Raw genomic sequence first — 16,430 nt, 5'->3', positions numbered from 1 at the left:
AATTATGCGTTGGTTACCTGCGCTTGCGTTGTTTGGACTGTTAGCCTGGGTGATCCTGGAAGCAGACCTCGGCAAGCCAAATTATTTTATTCAACTTGGCGCTTCAATGCCTTACGGCGACAAAATCGGCCATCTATTGCTATTTGGCGTTTTGGCGTTGTTGCTGAACTTTGCCACCAAAGCGCGGCAAGTGGCCGTCGGGCCGCTGCGGCTTTATCTCGGCGTGGTGCTGACTTTGGGTTTTGCTTTGTTAGAAGAAGGCAGTCAGTTGTTGTTCCCATCACGCAGTTTTGAGCTGCTGGATATTTTGGCCGATTTACTCGGTGTCACGCTGGCAACCTTGCTGACCAGCGGGTTTTATCAGCTGCGAGCCCGCTATCGTCGTCGCGCTGCTCTACCAACGCAGCAAGGTGACGACGAGCCCTCAGCCAGTTAAGCCAAACTTTTCCAGCCGGTATAAAAACGCCTTATAGGGTAACTGCAGCAGTCGTGCTGCCTGCGCTTTATTGCCATCACAGCGCTGCAGCGCTTGCTGCAGGCAGCTTTTCTCCAATGCTTCAAAGGCCAGGCCTTCTGGTGGTAGCACAAAGCCGGTGGCTGGGGCTGGTCCGGCATCTGGCTGCAACCCCGCCAGCAGCTCCTGTTCGTCCTGTAACAGCACATAACGTTCAATCCGGTTGGCCAGTTCGCGTACATTGCCGGGCCAGCGATAACCAAGTAGTTGTTTGAGCGTCTGTTTACTTAAGTTCGGTGCCTGCTGCTGATAACGTTGTTGATGTAATTGCAGAAAATGCTCCAGCAGGCGCGGAATATCTTCACAACGCTCCCGCAGTGCCGGCATATGCAGCGGGACTACATTGAGCCGGTAAAACAAATCTTCGCGAAAACGGCCTTCGCGCACTGCCACGGCCAAATCCTGATGGCTGGCGGCAATGATCCGCACATTGAGCTTTATTTCCTGATGGCTGCCGAGACGGGTGACTGTGCCTTGTTGTAATAGCCGCAATAATTTGGCCTGCAGGCTCAGCGGCAATTCGGCGATTTCATCGAGAAACAGCGTGCCGCCTTCTGCCGCTTCAAACTTGCCAGCTTTGGCGGCATGTGCGCCGGTAAATGCACCTTTTTCGGCACCAAATAACTCGGCCTCGGCCAGGCTTTCCGGAATTGCGCCGCAGTTCAGTGCGATAAATGGCCCGTGCCGGCGCGGCGATAACTGATGCAGTGCGCGCGCCGCCAGCTCTTTGCCGGTGCCGCTTTCGCCACTGATGAGCACAGTCACATCAGTACCGGAAATGCGCTGAATGCGTTGAAACAACTGCTGCATACAAGGCGCATGACCGATGATATCGACCAGCTGTTGTTGTTCGCTGAGTGCGGCGCTCAATTGTTGGTTCTGTTTACGCAGGCTTCGGGCGCGCAGGCCTTTACGCACCGCCAGCAACAGTTCCTGTCGCTTAAACGGCTTGGCCAGATAGTCGTCGGCACCGGCCTGAATGGCTTCCACCGCATGGCTGACCGAGCCGTAGGCGGTGGCGATAACAAAACCGGCGGTCGGATAATGTGTTTTGCAGTAATCCAGCAGTTCTAAGCCGCTGAGGCTGCCGAGTTTCCAGTCGCTGAACACCAGCGCAATGTCTGGTTGTTGCTGCAATTGCAGAATGGCTGCCGGCACGCTGTCAGCATTGCAGACGCGATAGCCCTCGGCCTGCAATAACTCAGTGACCAATTGGCGCTGGCTCTGGTCATCTTCCACCACCAGCAGCTGCGGTTGCTGCAATGACAAGGGTTGATGTGGCTGTTCTGATGCTTGTGAGAGGGTCATTGGTTAATCTCCGTGCCCAGCCTTACCTGCGCCAATACGCCGCCTTCCGGTCTGTTTTGCAGCTGAATATCGCCCCGGTAATACATCTGCAGCAGGCGCTGCGCCAGATACAGCCCCATACCAGCGCCTTCGGCTTTGCTGCTGATATGCGGCTGGAACAGGCTAGCGGCAACTTGTGGATTGAGACCTGCGCCCTGGTCTGTGACCTGGAAATAAATGCCGTCAGGTGCCTGCCATAACTTCAGGCAAACCGTGCCCGGTTCTGGGCTGGCCTCGACTGCATTGCTGACCAGCACATGCAGAATAAAGCGTAATTCAGCTTCAGCACCCCGGCAACACAGTGCGGGTGCGTCCAACTGCAGCTGCTGCGCCGAGAATTCCAGGCAAAGGTCCTGCAGCACGGCTTTGAGCGCCACTGGCGTGCTACGGTCAACGCCCTGGCAGCTCAGTGTCAATAAGGTGCTCAGCGTGCGGTTGATATGCTGCATTTTTTGCTCAATCAGCTGCTGTAACGCAAGGTCGCTGCCGGATAGCTGCTCCAGCGCCAGTGCCATGGTGTGAATCGGGTTTCGCAGTGCGTGCACCAGACCGCGGCTCATTTCGCCCAGTTCCACCAGTTGCTGCTGGCGGGCCAACTCGGCTTTTTGCTGCTGCAAAGCGGCAAGCTCAGTGCTGGCCTGATTAAATTGCTGCAGCGCCTGGCGATATTCTGCCAATGGGGCCTGCGTATCGAGCTGAATACCGGCTTCGCCCTGACCTAAGGCGCGAAACCCCTGCACCAGCCGCTGTAGCGGCTGCAACAAACGCGAGCCAAACCAAAGCAGCAGCAACAGCGCCAAGGCGGTGGAGAGCGCCAGTGCCAGCATTTGATAGCCCAGATATTGGCTGATCAGCTGCTGGCTGGAACCAGTGGTTTTTAATTTAAACTGGCTGACCCAATGCTGCGGCGCTGCGCCTGGTTGTTTTAATTCAGACAGGGTTTGTTCCAGCTGCAGGTTTAAATCGAGGTCAACCGCTGCTGCGGCTTTGCCATTGCCGCCATGCTGCTGTTTCATCTGGACTATGGTGATGCCGTTGTCCAATTTACGCACTTCGACCTTTCGCTCTGTTGCTGCCAGTGCTGGTTGCGGCGCTGTCAGGGCTGCTGTCGGTACAGTGGCCTCTTTGCTGAACACCTGCACTGTGGCGTCGGACGAAAACACAAACTGATGCTGCAGTTTCTCTGCGGTGCGGGCCAGAATAAGCCGGCTCAGCGCCTGACTCTGTTCACTGAGCTCTTGTTGCAACTGCTGCTGAAACCACCATAGCGTCAGCGCCTGGCTGAACCCCATCAGGATAAACAGACTACAGACGCCGAGGATCAGGGCCTTGGGCAAACTAAATGACATGGTTATTCCTGTTACTGAGACCCGGAGCGAGCCGCTGTTGGGATTAAATGGCAAATTCGGTGCCAGTACGGCTGAATGCTGTCTGCAATTAACATACTGAAATCAATCACCTTTATTAAATGACATCAGTGCCTGCCGCAGCGGCTGGCGCATATCAGCACTTTGATCTCCTCATTTCGGGATATTTTTCCGGCGTTCGCAAGCTTAGAATTTTAAGTGTATGAAAATAAACAACAAAAATTCTGGCATCAAACTTCCTATGACAAAGGGGCAGAGTCCGCTGCCGGGCTCTTAATCCCAAGGAGTGAAATGATGAAAAAATCTGGCCAGTGTTTACCGAAGCTACTGTTCCCGCTGCTGTTGTTGTCGCTGACCGCTTGCGCGCAGGCTGGTGCCGTGCCGGCACCGACCGACAAAAGCCCGGACAAAGTCACCGAGAAAAAACAAACCAAAGTGCTGGTACTGAATGACGCCGACGGCAAAAGTTTTAAATGGGACAGCAGCCAAAGCCCGGCTGAACTGGATAAAGCGCTGGCGGAATTACCGGCAGAAAAACGCGATAAAATTCGCAACATTGTCGAACAAATGAAATCGACGGCACCGGGGGAACCTCAGGTGCTGGTGAACACTCTGGATGGCGATGATCTCAATGTGGATGTCAAAGTGATCACCGACAAGATGGTGATTCATAAAATGGTCGCTGGTGAAGGCCATGAATTTGAGCTGATAAAAAAGTTGTTGGCCAAAGGCAAATTCAGCAAAGAACAGCTGCAGGAGTTACAAAAGCAACTCGATAGTAAATTCTGAGCGGCCCTGCAGCAACGTCTGGAAAACCTGGACCTGGCGTTGCGCTGGTTGAATGCTTGTTTGATGGCATAACGTTGATAAAAAAGGGCAGCCGGCGCTGCCCTTTATCTTTGTTACTGAATCAACTCAAATCACCAGCCACACTGGCGGCCTTTGTTTTGCTCGTCCAGGTATGCCTGCAGCGGCGCAAAATAAGCCTGAATGGCTGAAGCGTCCATTTCCGGTTTGCCGGTTAAAGTGGCTAAAGCGTCCTGCCAGGGTTTGCTGGCGCCCATTTCCAGCATGGCATTCAGCGCAGTGCCCGCTTCTTTGCTGTTATAAATTGAACAGCGGTGGATAGGGCCGGCGTCTTTAGCAATTTCACACAGCGCTTTGTGGAACTGGAACTGCAGAATATGCGCGAGGAAATACCGGGTATAAGGCGTATTGGCCGGCACGTGGAACTTGGCGCCGGCATCAAAATCGGCTTCAGACCGGGCGACAGGCGCGGATACACCCTGATATTTTTCCCGTAATTTCCACCAGGCGTCGTTATATTGCTCTGGTTTCACCTGACCGGAAAATACCTGCCAGCGCCACTGATCAACAAGCAAACCAAAGGGCAGAAACGCCACTTTATCCAGCGCCATTTTCATTAACAGGCCAATGTCTTTGGATTCGTCCGGCACTTGCTCCAGCAGGCCAATTTGCTGCAGATATTTTGGCGTGACCGATAAAGCGATGGTGTCGCCAATGGCTTCGTGGAAACCGTCGTTGGCGCTGTCCTGATAAAACACCGGCTGATGTTTGTAGGCGCGCTGATAGAAGTTGTGTCCTAATTCGTGGTGAATGACCGCAAATTCTTCACCGGTTTTTTCGATACACATCTTAATGCGTAAATCGTCTTTGGCGTCCAAATCCCAGGCCGAGGCATGGCAAATCACGTCGCGATCGCGCGGTTTGGTGAACTGTGAGCGGCTCCAGAAGGTTTCCGGCAGCGGTGCAAAACCTAATGAGGTAAAGAAGCCTTCCGCGCCTTTTACCATTTTCAGCTCGTCATAACCTTTGTCTGCCAGTAACTTTGTCACGTCATAACCCGGATCTGAATTTTCCGGCGCTACGACATCATAAATATTTCCCCAGGTTTGTGCCCACATATTGCCGAGCAAATGCGCCGGGATCGGTTTGTCCTGTGGCACTTTGTCGGTGCCGTATTTTTCGCCGAGTTTGGCGCGGACATGGCAATGCAGCGCCTGATACAGCGGTTTGACTGCGCCCCATTGTTTGTCCAGCTCTGCGGCAAAGGCGTCGGCATTCATATCATATTTAGAGCGCCACATGGCGCCGGTATCGGCGTAACCCAGTTCCCGCGCACCTTCATTGGCAAGCTCTACCTGGCGTACATACAAAGGTTTCATCGGCGCTGCGGTGTCGTGCCAGCCTTTCCACATCTCGAGCTGTTCGTCGTAACTGCGCGAACTGGCCATCACGGCCGACATTTCACCCAGCGCCATTTCTTTACCGGCGGCGTTGGTGTATTTGCCTTTGCCATACATGGCATTGAGTTTGGCGACTATACCGGCTAACTCTTCAGTTTTGGCCGGATCTTTGGGTGCGGCTAACGTCAGTGCCAGTTTCAGTTTATCCAGCTGGCGGCGGGTGTCGGCGTCAACCTGAGTGTCGTTAAAACGCGCCGCTTCGTTGGCGAGCGCGACCACAGCTTCAGTCAGTTTTTTGTTGTAATCGGCCGACAACGCTTCAGTATCTTCAGTGATATAGGTATTGGCTATCCAGTCGGCGCGGTTGACTTCCAGCAACAACTTACGGGTTTGCTCCGAAGCTTTAGCGACAAAAGCTTTAGCTTCTTCTGCGGTCGGCGCTGCGGCTTGTGCCGGAGCAACAGTGGTTGGTTCTGCGGGTTTACTGGCGGGCTGGCAACCGAGCAAAGCGCCGGTAACCAACACTGCGATGAGCGTAGGTTGGAAAGATGTTTTCATATTTGTTCCTGAGTTTTTATTATCGTGGGTTTGAGCCCTGCCAGTATTGGCCTGCGGGGCGGTGAAAGCAAATCTGATCAGTCGGGCTTTCGTGAAAAATGTGACTACAGGGTAAAAAAAGACCGGGCGTTAGCCCGGTCTGTCATTTGGTGCTGTGTTCTGCCCAAGGGCAAACTGTCAGACCTTCGCCAGCGCCTGGGCTAAATCCGCCAGCAAATCTTCGATATCTTCCACGCCGATACTTAAGCGCACCAGCTTGTCGGTGACATTGGCGCGGGCACGGTCGTCCGGCGTCATCGCGGCGTGCGTGGTGCTGGCCGGGTGACAGGCCAGGCTTTCTAAATCGCCTAAACTCACCGCCTGGGCGAATAATGTCAGGTTATCAAGCAGACGGGCGCAGGCGTCAAAACCACCGTGTAATTCCAGTGCCACCATGCCGCCAAAGCCGCTGGCGGTGTCGGCAATGGCCTGATGGCCCGGATGAGCCGGTAAACCGGGGAAATACACCGCCGCGACTTTTTCTTGCGTGGCTAAAAACTCCGCCACCGCTTTGGCATTGTCACAATGCGCCCGCATCCGCAGCGGCAGGGTTTTTACGCCGCGTTGTAATAAATATGCTTCCTGTGGTCCCATCGGCACGCCGATATGTTTCAGCGCCACAGTGCGTACGCGCTGGATCAGCGGGCCGTTGCCGGCAATGACTCCGGCGATAATGTCGCCGTGGCCACAAAGATATTTAGTGCCGCTGTGCATGACTAAATCAGCACCTATGCTGAGCGGCTGAAACAGCGCCGGCGTCAGGAAAGTGTTGTCACAGACTGTGATAGCGCCAATCTGTTTGGCCACTGCGATGATTTTGCGGCTGTCGACAACTTTAAGCGTCGGGTTGGTGACCGGTTCCCACAACACCAAACGGGTATTGGGGTTGTGACGGCTGACAAAATCATCGTCCGAGCTGTAGCTGACCACTTTAACGCCGGCACGTACTAAGGTATTGCGTAAAAACGCGTCGGTGCCGCCGTACACCGGGTCGATAAAGGCCACTTCGTCGCCTTGTTGCGTCAGGGCATAAACGATAGAGCTGAAGGCTGCCATGCCGCTCGCGACTACCACTGCTTCGTCAGCGCCTTCTAAGGCCGCCAGTTTTTGCTCCAGCGCGCTGGAAGTCGGGTTGGCAAACCGGCTGTAGATATAACCCGGGTTTTTGCCGGCGAAACGGTCTTTGCCTTCCTGTGCCGTGCCGTAGCTGTAAGTGCTGGTCAGATACACCGGGGTATTTAAGGCGCCGGTGCTTGGGTCTGGTTGTTGGCCGGCATGGACCGCGAGCGTTTGCGTTTTCATTGGATTTACCTTGTAGACGAAGACCGGGCCAGCCGGTGTTGTTGCCGGCCAGCCTAACGAATCTGTGGAAAAAAACCGAGCCATCCGGACGCGCAGCTTGCTTGGTGGCTGGATCCGGATGGCTTGTCAGATGGGCTAACTTGCTTGCGACAGTTCCGGATAATGCCGGGCTGCGACGTCACGATGCGAGCGCAAGCGGCCTTTGAGCGTATTATCGCCAACCTGGCGTAATAACGGGTTGGCAGGATCTGTCGCAGGCCCTTGTGCTTCAGCGGCTAGTTCGGCCTTGAGTGGCAGTACTGGCACTGTCGCGTCCAGCTGGGCCGCCATAAAAAACGCCACTGAGTAGCGGTCCTGTTGCTGCGGGCTGGTGACGCGGTGTGTGGTAGCTTTCAAATAACCGTTGGAGGCCATTTCCAGCAGCTCACCGATATTGACCACAAAAGCACCGGGAACCGGTTCGGCCAACACCCAGCCGTCTGCGGTTTCCACTTCAAGACCGGCTTGTTGGTCCTGCACCACCAGTGTCAGATAACCTGGGTCTTTGTGTGCGCCAACGCCTTGTTTGCTGGCGTTTGGCGCTGCCACAGGATAACGGACAATTTTCATATGCTGGTAAGGGCCTTCCTGACCATTCAGGCCGGCAATGGTGTGGTCCAGTGCTTCGGCGGGCAATTCCAGCGCTTCTAACATAGCGCGTAACAAAGTGACAGTGACATCGGTCAGCTGCTGCTGAAAAGCCAGCAAAGCCGGTTTTAACGCCGGTAAAGCGGTTGGCCATTGATTTGGCCCGACTAAACGGCGCCACAAAGCATTGCTGGTGGGCAGGCCGACCACTTCGTCTTCACGCATGATGTCAAACTGTTCGCGCTGATCCGGCTGGCCACGCGTCAGCTCGCCGTTTAAGCGGGTGTAACCGCGAAAGTGTGGCGAGTTCAGCATCTGCACCTGAGTTTTCTCCGCCAGCGGCAAAGCAAAAAACTCGCGGCCAAGCGCCAGCATTTGTTGCTGCGATTCAAGGCTGATGCCATGACCGCTCAGGTAGAAAAAGCCGACATCCCGCGATGCCACACGCAGCTGGCGTAAAAACTCAGCCCGGTTTGCACCGTGATATTGCGCTAAATCCAGCATGGGTAAAGTGGCTGTGGCCATGATCAACTCCGCATCTTTAGTCTGCCGTCGTAACAGTACGGCGGTAATTGCGGCGCATTTAATCAGCAGATGAAGTGTTGAAAAAGCAGCAATTGATGCTTTATCAGAAGATTTTGTTATAACTGGATGTCTGGGTGTTTAGCAGTGTTCTTCATTGTGTGGTTATAAGCGGGTTTTAGCGGAAACACCTGGCTAAGACGCACAATTATGGAATATAAGATATTGATTTTTATGCAAATAAATGTGTGCTGTTTGATGTTCTGGATTGCCGGATGGCCAGACTTTCAGGTTTCCCGATACAACAGGAAGGTATTTATCAGAACAAAGTGGCATAAGTCGACGTAACGTAAATCCGATAGCGAATATGCCGATTGTTGGCATCGTCTAAAGTCACTGCAAGATTGGATCATGCTGCAGAGCTTGAGCAGGACTACTGTATCACAGTGATAAGCGGCACCAATCCATCAGCCAGATTGTACTGAAGCGTCATCTGAACATTGATTTCTGTCTGATCCGGAAATACCACCCAGGTTTCAACCGCTATTGGCGATTGCAAGGATGCTGACGCTACAAAATCGACATATTCGACCGGAACCATAGTGGCGAGATGTCGAAGGCTGGCATTTAGTGTGGCTATATTCTGCTGCAACGCTTGGTGTTGGCTTCTTACAACATGAGTGGTGTATGTGGCAAAAGCAGTTTTTTCTGCCTTTGCAACTGCTGCATCAGGATAAGGTGAGTGTGCAGGCAATACTATTTTTTCAGCAGCTGTTTTTTGCAATGCATGGATTGCCAGCTGAAAATCTGTTGCTGCCGCTTCAATCTGTGCTTCTTTCGCTGACGTTTGCTGTGATATTGCAATAAGCGGTGCTCCCGGTTGTCCGCCAGCCGCAACAGTGGCTTTATATGCGCTATAGTCTGCACCGGTGAGATTCAACACATCAATTGTATACACCCCGGGCATCCGCCTAGCGGCCTGTACTTTCGCAGATTCGAGCATCGCTGCCGTATTACAGCCATCACATAAAATGGTTGTGGCTGATACACGGATGGACTGAATGGCGGCAAACAGGGAAATGGCAAAAATGAGACGGAAATTCATCATAGTGACGTATTTACAATGCGGTAATTAATTGTAAATATTGTATTTTTTTATCTATTTAAAGTAAGTGGTGCGGGTGGAGTTCACCCGCACCACTTCAGGTCTTACATCTTGTAAGACACTGTGGTGTAGAAGAACTGGCCGATATTGTCGTAGCTGGCTGAACCAGTACCTGTACCGGTGGTGACACCTGGCAGGTTGCGGTCAAACAGGTTGTCGATACCGACGCTCCAGTTCACGCCGTTTTCAAACTGGTAACCCAGGCTGATATCGGTGATGAAGTAGCTGCCGTAGCCCATGATGTCGACCGGATCCGGGTTGGTTACCAGGTCCTGGTCTGAATACAGGCTAACCGCGCTTAAGTGACGGGTTTTCCAGGTCGCAATCCAGGCATCACGCGCATAAGATACCGAGAAGTTTTCCTGCCATACCGCTTCGCCTTCTGTACCGGCGTTCTCTTCATAGACTGAAGGATTGTCCTGGAATGAGAAGGTTTTGCGTGAATCCAGGTAAGTACCGATCACTTTGGTTTTGACCAGGCCGCCCATGACGTCAAAGTCATAACCAATTTCAAAATCGACGCCTTCAGCAGTTTGTGCAGCGACGTTCTGAGTGATAGAGGTGATCAGCTTCAGCTCACGGCTGGTGGCATCCCGTTTGATCAGGGCACAGAACTGGTTGTTGATACCGTTCGGGTTATCCACACACTTGTTCAGGATATCCTGCGCTGCCACAGAAGAAATAGCGTCGTCGATATCAATTGACCAATAGTCGACGGTGAAAGTCAGGTTCTCAATCAGCTCAGGCTGGTAAACAGCACCAACTGTGTAAGATTTTGACTCTTCCGGCTGCAGGTTCGGGTTGCCGCCAGACAGACCTTCGATGGTTGAAGCTGTCGCTGTTGGGTCAAATGTCGCAGGAATACCCAGTGCCTGACAGTTTTTCACCCGCAGTGCGCTTTGGTTGTACTCTTTGCCACATGGGTCATAAACACTGAAATAGGTCTGGTTTTGCGGGCCATACAGTTCGCCGATATTCGGTGCGCGCAGCGCGACTGAATAGGTCGAACGCATGCGCAATTCGTCAGTGATGGTCCAGTCTAAACCGGTTTTCCAGCTGGTGGCGTTGCCGATCGAGCTGTAATCAGCGACCCGTACTGCGGCATCAAAGGTCAGGTCCTGGATCAGGAAAACGTCAGCAACCAATGGTGCCGTGATTTCAGCAAAAGCTTCTTTGACGTTGAACTTGCCGTGTTCTTCCTGCAGCGCGTTTAAGAAAGTTGCGCCTGTGGCAGCAAATGCATCTGGTACTGAGTCACTTTGTTCATGACGGTATTCAGTACCGGCAGCAAAACCAACCATACCGGCCGGTAATTCAAACAAGGCGCTGTTGGCAACGCTGGCGTTGACGACTTGTTGCTTGATGGTGCTGGTTGACATTGAATTGGTGTTAAACCAGGCGCTGGCGGCCGGGTTCACTGCACCATTGCCAAATACGCTGGTTGGTACACAACCGGCGGCGCGGGCAGCAACGTCACGACAAACGATTTTACCGTCGGCATCTTTGATAGCATCAATCGACTGCGCGAAGTTTTTCCGGATCAGGTTATTGAAGTTTTGCTGTTCCAGTTTGGTCTCGCCGTACACTGCGTAGCTTTCATAGCTCCAGTCGTCGCTTAAATTACCATCCAGGCCAACCACAGCGCGGTTAGTGATCCGGGTGTTGTTTTCCATGCGGCGGCCGGCGTCTTTATTAAACCGGTGCAGATAAACCGCATCCAGATCGTTTTTCGCCATCAGCGCTGCCAGCGTCGGGTGGATATAAGCGTTGTCGGCAGTGATTTCCAGCGCGGTGTCATATTCAAAGAATGACGGTTGGCCGGCGCTGTCGCCTTTGCTCACCACATGTTTCACTTCGGCACTTAACAGGTGGTCGTCGTTCAGTTCGAAGTTGGTTTTGGCGTTGAAGTTGTAACGCTTAAATTCTGGCTGTAAGTCCTGATATTCTTTCAGGTCTAACAAATCACAGTTGCTGCAGCGGCCCCATTCACCGTAAGTGGTGCCGAGGTTTTGCAGACGGACTGAACCGTCCGGGTTAAAGGTGTACCAGTTCAGTGCGTCACCTTCTTCCAGATAGAAGTTGCCGTTGACTGATGAGTCATACCAGCCGGTATTTGGCAGCGTGATGCGATCCGGAATACCGTCATGGATAGTGGCGCCGGTCAGCGGGTCTTTTTTGTCTTTGCTGGCGGCGTTACGCACGTTCATGTACGGCGTACGGGTTAAAGAACGCTCTGTGGCATTCAGTACGCGTTGACCTGAAACTTCAGCGGCAAATGCGGCGTTACCACGACCACCAGCATAATCAGTGCCGTAAGAGAAGTTAAATTTGTGGTTGTTATAAGGGTTGTCGTTGGCTTTACCGCCAGTCGCGCTGACTTCCAGACCCTGGATGTTTTTCTTCAGTTTGAAGTTCACTACGCCGGTTACAGCGTCGGCACCGTAGACTGCAGAAGCGCCACCAGTGATGATTTCAACAGATTCGATCCAGGCTGTCGGGATGGTGTTGGTGTCCACAGAGGCTGAGCCTGCACTGGATGACACATGACGTTTGCCATCGACCAGTACCAGAGTACGGTCAGCACCCATGCCACGTAAATCCAGCAGGTTCAGGCCGGCAGTGCCGATGTAGTTGCCTGAGTTGGCCATCGAGTAGGTAGAGGCCAGCGCTGGTAATTCGTTTAACACTTCACCGATGTTCAGGGCGCCGGTTTCCATCAGTTCAGTACCGGAAATGGATGTGACCGGCGATGGTGCGATGGCGCCTTCACGCATAATACGTGAACCAGTCACCTGTACGCGTTCAACAGGTTCTGCGGTGTTGGTTTGCTGAGCGATGGCTGCAGTGCTTAATAATGCGGCTGAAGTGGCGGCGGCGCTCAGACTCAGTCTGATGGCCTGGGTTAATAATGGACGACGGAACATGTGTACCTCTGAATGCCTGCCGTGCCCGTTCCTTTGCAGGACCAGTAGCCGGCGAATGCTGTTTTGACTAAATTGCCCTGATTCGGGGCGGCGGATTCTATAGAAAAATTGGCTAAAGACCAGACCGGATGCGGTCAATGGCGTGAAACCAAACATCAATTGCACAGTAAATGCACTGCGGTAGCATTTACTGGCAACTTTTGGATTATTGTATTCACATTTTATTTATTAAAGATTTCATTTGTAACATTTGTTTTCATCGGTTACACAGTCCTGGCTGGCGGGTTCAGCGCCCACGTCTGCTGCAGGTTTGGCCGCAGTGACCTGATAACCGTCCATCTCCAACAAGCCCTTAACCACCGCGTATAAAATCTGCAGAAACATGGTTTTTTCCTCCGCTGAACAAATTCTGCACAATGATACGCAGGACATTTCGCGCTGATTAGCTGGTTATTTCAGGACAGATTGTTTCCAACAAGAAACAATCAGGCTATTTTGCTTTTGATACACTAGCTGAAATGTTCTGGTTGGAGGTTCTGATGTCATTACTACAGCGTTTAAGTGATATGGCGATTTTTGCCCGGGTGGCCGAAACCGGCAGTTTTACTCAGGCGGCGCTGGCACTGCAAATGTCCAAAGGCGCGGTCAGTAAAGCCATCAGCCGGCTGGAGCAACATTTGTCGGTGCGACTGCTGCAACGCACCACCCGGCAAATCCGTTTAACGGCCGAAGGCCAGGCGTTTTTTGCTTATTGCCAGCAGGTGGTGCGCCAGGCTGATCAGGCGGAACATCATCTGGACGAAATGCGTGACGAACCGGCGGGCACCATCCGCATCAGTGTGGCAGTGACTTATGGCAGCAAAATTATCGCGCCTTTGTTGCCGGAACTGTTGCAGCGTTATCCCAAGTTAAGGGTCGAACTGGATTTAACTGACCGGCTGGTTGATTTGGTCGGTGAAGAAGTTGATGTGGCGATCCGCTTCGGTCGTTTGGCCAGCTCAAGCCTGATCGCCAGGCCACTCACCAAATTGCCGATTGTGCTGGTTGGCGCACCGTCTTATCTGGCGCAGGCCGGCATTCCGCAACACCCGCGGGATTTGACCCAACATAGTTGTCTCAGCACGGATAACAGCCCACAGGAAAGATACTGGCGTTTTTCAGATCAGGGCCAGCCGCTGGAAGTGCTGACGCAAGGCCCCTTGCATGCCAACAGCAACAGAGCATTAAAGCCGGCGGTACTGGCCGGTGTCGGTCTGATGTATGTCACCCGATATCAGGTGGCTGATGAAATTGATGCCGGCCGGTTAGTGCCCATCCTGACCGAATACATGCCGGAGCCGCTGCCGGTGCATCTGGTGTATCCGCACCGGGTCCACATGAAAGCCGGGGTGAAAGTGATTCTGCAGTATCTGCAATGCCGGCTGAATCCACAGACCTATTGCCAGACCAGCACTGCGGCGGTGGCGGCTACGCCTGAAGTGCTCACCGCATTGGCTGGTTAGCAATAAAATACCGCGCATAAATATCCATTGTAAGCGCTTGCATAGATGCAGGCGCTCTGTCATATTGAAACTTCATGTAACCGCTTACATTTGTTGTTTTTCAGTCGTTGTTGGATAACAAATGCGGGTTCCACGTGAAACGGTGTGATGTGTTGTCTGTATCGCTGATATAGATCTTGGCCACTGAGCAGTGCAGCTGTTGCGCCCGGTTCAGCTTCCGGCTCTCCCGCAGTTTCCTCTGCCTGCCGTTTGTCATCCCGGCAAACAGAGGAAACTGTTTTTTCAGTCTGCAGCAGCGTGCGCCAACCGCAAAATCATCTCGGCGGCATCGCAATGACAATCAAAGCCACAGCGCACACATTCATAGCCATTCAGACTGTCTTCCCGCCATTTATCCGGATGGATTTTTACCAGCTCGCCACCATGTTTGCTGAAATACCGCACCGCCGCATTGCCCGGGCTTTGCACCCACAGATGCGCCACGCCGGCGACAGCGCCTTGTGCGATAAAAGCCTGCATCGATAATTTCAGCAGCGCGCCGCCAATGCCGCTGCCTTGCAGGTCTGGCCGCACTGTGTTGCATTTAAAATAACCGACCTGCGCCAAAGGCACGCGCCATAGCTCTGGGCTGCACCATTGATCCGGCTGCCATTGTCCAGGCGCAAACGCCAGTCGGAAACCGGCTAAACCTTTGCAGTCCAGCGCGACCACGCCGGCGTTGTGACCATCTTTGTGGCCTTGCTGATAATAAGTGCTGATCAGTTCTGCGCTGAGATAACCCTCGCCATGCACCTGATTGCCGAGCGCAATGACGGCAGCAAAGTGCGCCGGTGATAACGGCTGATAGTCGATGGCGCTGGGACTGCGCTGAGCCTCTGACATAACACATCCGGATGGCTTGGAAATTGTGTTTTATCTTGCCATGATGCGCTCTGAATTGCAGTAATCAGGATGTCCTATGTACGATCCGCTTCACGACCGCTCACCAGGCCAGAGCCAACCTTACCCATCCAGTTATTGGGCCGCACATTCCGGCGCTGCACCGGCCGATGATGGCGCTCTGACACATGACCTTGATGTTGATGTTGCGATCATCGGCGCCGGTTATACCGGGTTGTCCGCGGCTTATCATCTGGCGACTGAACATGGCGTCAAAGCGTTGGTGTTGGAAGCGAATCAGACCGCCTGGGGCTGCAGTGGCCGCAATGCCGGTTTTGTATTGAAATCCAGTGGCCGCAAACCTTATGCCCAGATGCAAAAGCAATGGGGTGAAGCGGTGATGCGCGGCGTCTATCATGAGTTTCAGGCTGGGTTAGATCGGGTCCGGCAGCTGATTAGCCTGGGGATTGATTGTGATCAGCAGGAACCTGGTTATCTGCGGATGGCCCATAAAGCCTCGATGGTGCCGACATTAGAAGCGCAGGCGCGGTTACTGGAAAAAACTTTTGGTGCTGAAGTTGAATTGTTAAGCCGCAGCCAGGTGCATCAGCGTTATGTCGCCGACGAACAGAGTTTTGGCGCCTTACGTTTTGCCGATGCTTTTGGTGTCAATCCGCTGAAACTGGCCTGGGGTTATCAGCGTCTGGCGCGCAGTGCCGGTGCATCAGTGCACACGGGCAGTCCGGTGCTGCATTGGCAGACCGATGGCCGCACGCAACTGTTGCAAACACCACAGGCGCTGGTGCGGGCCCGCAAAGTCATCCTGGCTACCAATGGTTATACGCCCAAACAGCTGCACCCTGGTGTGCAGGCGCGTACCTTACCTGTGTTATCGCAAATTATTGTCACCGAACCGCTAAGTGCTGAACAGCTCGCCGCCTGTAACCTGCTGACCTCTCAAGTGGTGATGGATACCCGCGCGCTGAAATATTACTACCGCAAACTGCCGGACAACCGAATCTTGTTTGGTGGCCGTGGGGCCATCACCGGTAGTGACGCCGAAAATCCATATTATGCCCAGCGGTTGCTTGAGGTGCTGAAACTGAGTTTCCCGGCACTGCGTGAGTTGAAATACGACTATCAGTGGTCGGGCTGGATTTGTATGGCGCTGGATGACATTCCGCATTTGTATCAGGCCGATGCGTACGGTGATGTGGTGTATAGCATGGGTTATTGCGGCAGTGGCCTGTCATTTTCGGTGCAGGCCGGCAAACGGCTGGCGGATAAAGTGATGGGGTTGTCGCAGCCAGATTTACCGCTGTATCAGTCGGCACTGCCAAAGTTCCCGCTGGCGCCGTTGCGCCGGGTTGGTCAATGGGGTTATTTCCACTATGGCAAATTGAAGGATCAGTGGTGGTGATGCAAGGGATACAGGTAATTTGGTAAATTAATTGTTGCAAATAATTTCTTGTAACGT

Annotated in this window: 13 protein-coding genes; 4 read left to right on the top strand and 9 right to left on the bottom strand. The window is 53.2% G+C overall.

Annotated elements, in window-relative coordinates:
* The first annotated feature begins 4 nt into the window (after nucleotides 1-4).
* The gene (locus ABNT34_RS11185) at nucleotides 5-436 is read left to right on the top strand and encodes a VanZ family protein (RefSeq protein ID WP_348731618.1); all 432 of its coding nucleotides are present in this window, start codon (nucleotides 5-7) and stop codon (nucleotides 434-436) included.
* On the opposite strand, the gene ABNT34_RS11180 is transcribed toward ABNT34_RS11185, so the two are convergent.
* Complete coding sequence (locus ABNT34_RS11180; protein WP_348731616.1) at nucleotides 425-1,822, bottom strand: sigma-54 dependent transcriptional regulator; 1,398 nt, start codon at nucleotides 1,820-1,822, stop codon at nucleotides 425-427. The genes ABNT34_RS11185 and ABNT34_RS11180 overlap by 12 nt on opposite strands.
* Complete coding sequence (locus tag ABNT34_RS11175) at nucleotides 1,819-3,210, bottom strand: HAMP domain-containing sensor histidine kinase (RefSeq protein ID WP_348731614.1); 1,392 nt, start codon at nucleotides 3,208-3,210, stop codon at nucleotides 1,819-1,821. Before ABNT34_RS11175 ends, ABNT34_RS11180 begins: the two co-directional genes overlap by 4 nt.
* Nucleotides 3,211-3,522: 312 nt before the next feature.
* Here ABNT34_RS11175 and ABNT34_RS11170 point away from each other — a divergent pair, with 312 nt between their 5' ends.
* Entirely contained in the window at nucleotides 3,523-4,017 is a 495-nt protein-coding gene (locus ABNT34_RS11170; protein ID WP_348731612.1) for a hypothetical protein, read from the top strand.
* 131 nt (nucleotides 4,018-4,148) lie between these two features.
* On the opposite strand, the gene ABNT34_RS11165 is transcribed toward ABNT34_RS11170, so the two are convergent.
* The 6 genes from ABNT34_RS11165 to ABNT34_RS11140 form a co-directional block, all read right to left on the bottom strand.
* Nucleotides 4,149-5,993 (bottom strand): M2 family metallopeptidase, encoded by a 1,845-nt coding sequence (locus tag ABNT34_RS11165; RefSeq protein WP_348731610.1) that lies wholly within the window; start codon nucleotides 5,991-5,993, stop codon nucleotides 4,149-4,151.
* A gap of 177 nt (nucleotides 5,994-6,170) precedes the next feature.
* Nucleotides 6,171-7,334, bottom strand: coding sequence for a PLP-dependent aspartate aminotransferase family protein (locus ABNT34_RS11160; protein ID WP_348731608.1), 1,164 nt, complete (start codon nucleotides 7,332-7,334; stop codon nucleotides 6,171-6,173).
* Between the two features lie 135 nt (nucleotides 7,335-7,469).
* On the bottom strand, nucleotides 7,470-8,486 hold the full coding sequence (locus ABNT34_RS11155; protein WP_348731607.1) for a 2-oxoglutarate and iron-dependent oxygenase domain-containing protein: 1,017 nt from the start codon (nucleotides 8,484-8,486) through the stop codon (nucleotides 7,470-7,472).
* A gap of 430 nt (nucleotides 8,487-8,916) precedes the next feature.
* Nucleotides 8,917-9,591 carry a hypothetical protein gene (locus ABNT34_RS11150; RefSeq protein ID WP_348731605.1) on the bottom strand — a complete coding sequence of 225 codons (675 nt, stop codon included), beginning with the start codon at nucleotides 9,589-9,591 and terminating at the stop codon, nucleotides 8,917-8,919.
* Nucleotides 9,592-9,692: 101 nt separating this feature from the next.
* A complete protein-coding gene (locus ABNT34_RS11145; RefSeq protein ID WP_348731603.1) occupies nucleotides 9,693-12,572 on the bottom strand; it encodes a TonB-dependent receptor in 2,880 nt (959 codons plus the stop codon).
* Between the two features lie 237 nt (nucleotides 12,573-12,809).
* Nucleotides 12,810-12,956 (bottom strand): hypothetical protein, encoded by a 147-nt coding sequence (locus ABNT34_RS11140; protein WP_348731601.1) that lies wholly within the window; start codon nucleotides 12,954-12,956, stop codon nucleotides 12,810-12,812.
* A gap of 155 nt (nucleotides 12,957-13,111) precedes the next feature.
* On the opposite strand from ABNT34_RS11140, the gene ABNT34_RS11135 reads away from it, so the two are divergent.
* Nucleotides 13,112-14,074: a LysR family transcriptional regulator gene (locus ABNT34_RS11135; protein ID WP_348731599.1), complete on the top strand. Its 963-nt coding sequence runs from the start codon at nucleotides 13,112-13,114 to the stop codon at nucleotides 14,072-14,074.
* 282 nt (nucleotides 14,075-14,356) lie between these two features.
* On the opposite strand, the gene ABNT34_RS11130 is transcribed toward ABNT34_RS11135, so the two are convergent.
* Nucleotides 14,357-14,956 carry a GNAT family N-acetyltransferase gene (locus tag ABNT34_RS11130; RefSeq protein WP_348731597.1) on the bottom strand — a complete coding sequence of 200 codons (600 nt, stop codon included), beginning with the start codon at nucleotides 14,954-14,956 and terminating at the stop codon, nucleotides 14,357-14,359.
* 76 nt (nucleotides 14,957-15,032) lie between these two features.
* On the opposite strand from ABNT34_RS11130, the gene ABNT34_RS11125 reads away from it, so the two are divergent.
* On the top strand, nucleotides 15,033-16,373 hold the full coding sequence (locus ABNT34_RS11125) for an FAD-dependent oxidoreductase (protein WP_348731595.1): 1,341 nt from the start codon (nucleotides 15,033-15,035) through the stop codon (nucleotides 16,371-16,373).
* Nucleotides 16,374-16,430: the final 57 nt, after the last annotated feature.

The sequence above is a fragment of the Rheinheimera texasensis genome (assembly GCF_964031785.1).
GTDB lineage: Bacteria > Pseudomonadota > Gammaproteobacteria > Enterobacterales > Alteromonadaceae > Pararheinheimera > Pararheinheimera texasensis_A.
The sequence above is the reverse complement of the archived record's forward strand: the minus strand, read 5'-3'. Positions and strand labels throughout refer to the sequence as shown.

What these genes read in the sequence shown, in the direction of transcription:
- ABNT34_RS11180 (WP_348731616.1), bottom strand. Translation starts at nt 1,822, where the DNA reads ATGACCCTCTCACAAGCATCAGAACAGCCACATCAACCCTTGTCATTG.
- ABNT34_RS11140 (WP_348731601.1), bottom strand. Translation starts at nt 12,956, where the DNA reads ATGTTTCTGCAGATTTTATACGCGGTGGTTAAGGGCTTGTTGGAGATG.
- ABNT34_RS11145 (WP_348731603.1), bottom strand. Translation starts at nt 12,572, where the DNA reads ATGTTCCGTCGTCCATTATTAACCCAGGCCATCAGACTGAGTCTGAGC.
- ABNT34_RS11125 (WP_348731595.1), top strand. Translation starts at nt 15,033, where the DNA reads ATGTACGATCCGCTTCACGACCGCTCACCAGGCCAGAGCCAACCTTAC.
- ABNT34_RS11160 (WP_348731608.1), bottom strand. Translation starts at nt 7,334, where the DNA reads ATGAAAACGCAAACGCTCGCGGTCCATGCCGGCCAACAACCAGACCCA.
- ABNT34_RS11130 (WP_348731597.1), bottom strand. Translation starts at nt 14,956, where the DNA reads ATGTCAGAGGCTCAGCGCAGTCCCAGCGCCATCGACTATCAGCCGTTA.
- ABNT34_RS11170 (WP_348731612.1), top strand. Translation starts at nt 3,523, where the DNA reads ATGAAAAAATCTGGCCAGTGTTTACCGAAGCTACTGTTCCCGCTGCTG.
- ABNT34_RS11165 (WP_348731610.1), bottom strand. Translation starts at nt 5,993, where the DNA reads ATGAAAACATCTTTCCAACCTACGCTCATCGCAGTGTTGGTTACCGGC.
- ABNT34_RS11175 (WP_348731614.1), bottom strand. Translation starts at nt 3,210, where the DNA reads ATGTCATTTAGTTTGCCCAAGGCCCTGATCCTCGGCGTCTGTAGTCTG.
- ABNT34_RS11155 (WP_348731607.1), bottom strand. Translation starts at nt 8,486, where the DNA reads ATGGCCACAGCCACTTTACCCATGCTGGATTTAGCGCAATATCACGGT.
- ABNT34_RS11135 (WP_348731599.1), top strand. Translation starts at nt 13,112, where the DNA reads ATGTCATTACTACAGCGTTTAAGTGATATGGCGATTTTTGCCCGGGTG.
- ABNT34_RS11185 (WP_348731618.1), top strand. Translation starts at nt 5, where the DNA reads ATGCGTTGGTTACCTGCGCTTGCGTTGTTTGGACTGTTAGCCTGGGTG.
- ABNT34_RS11150 (WP_348731605.1), bottom strand. Translation starts at nt 9,591, where the DNA reads ATGATGAATTTCCGTCTCATTTTTGCCATTTCCCTGTTTGCCGCCATT.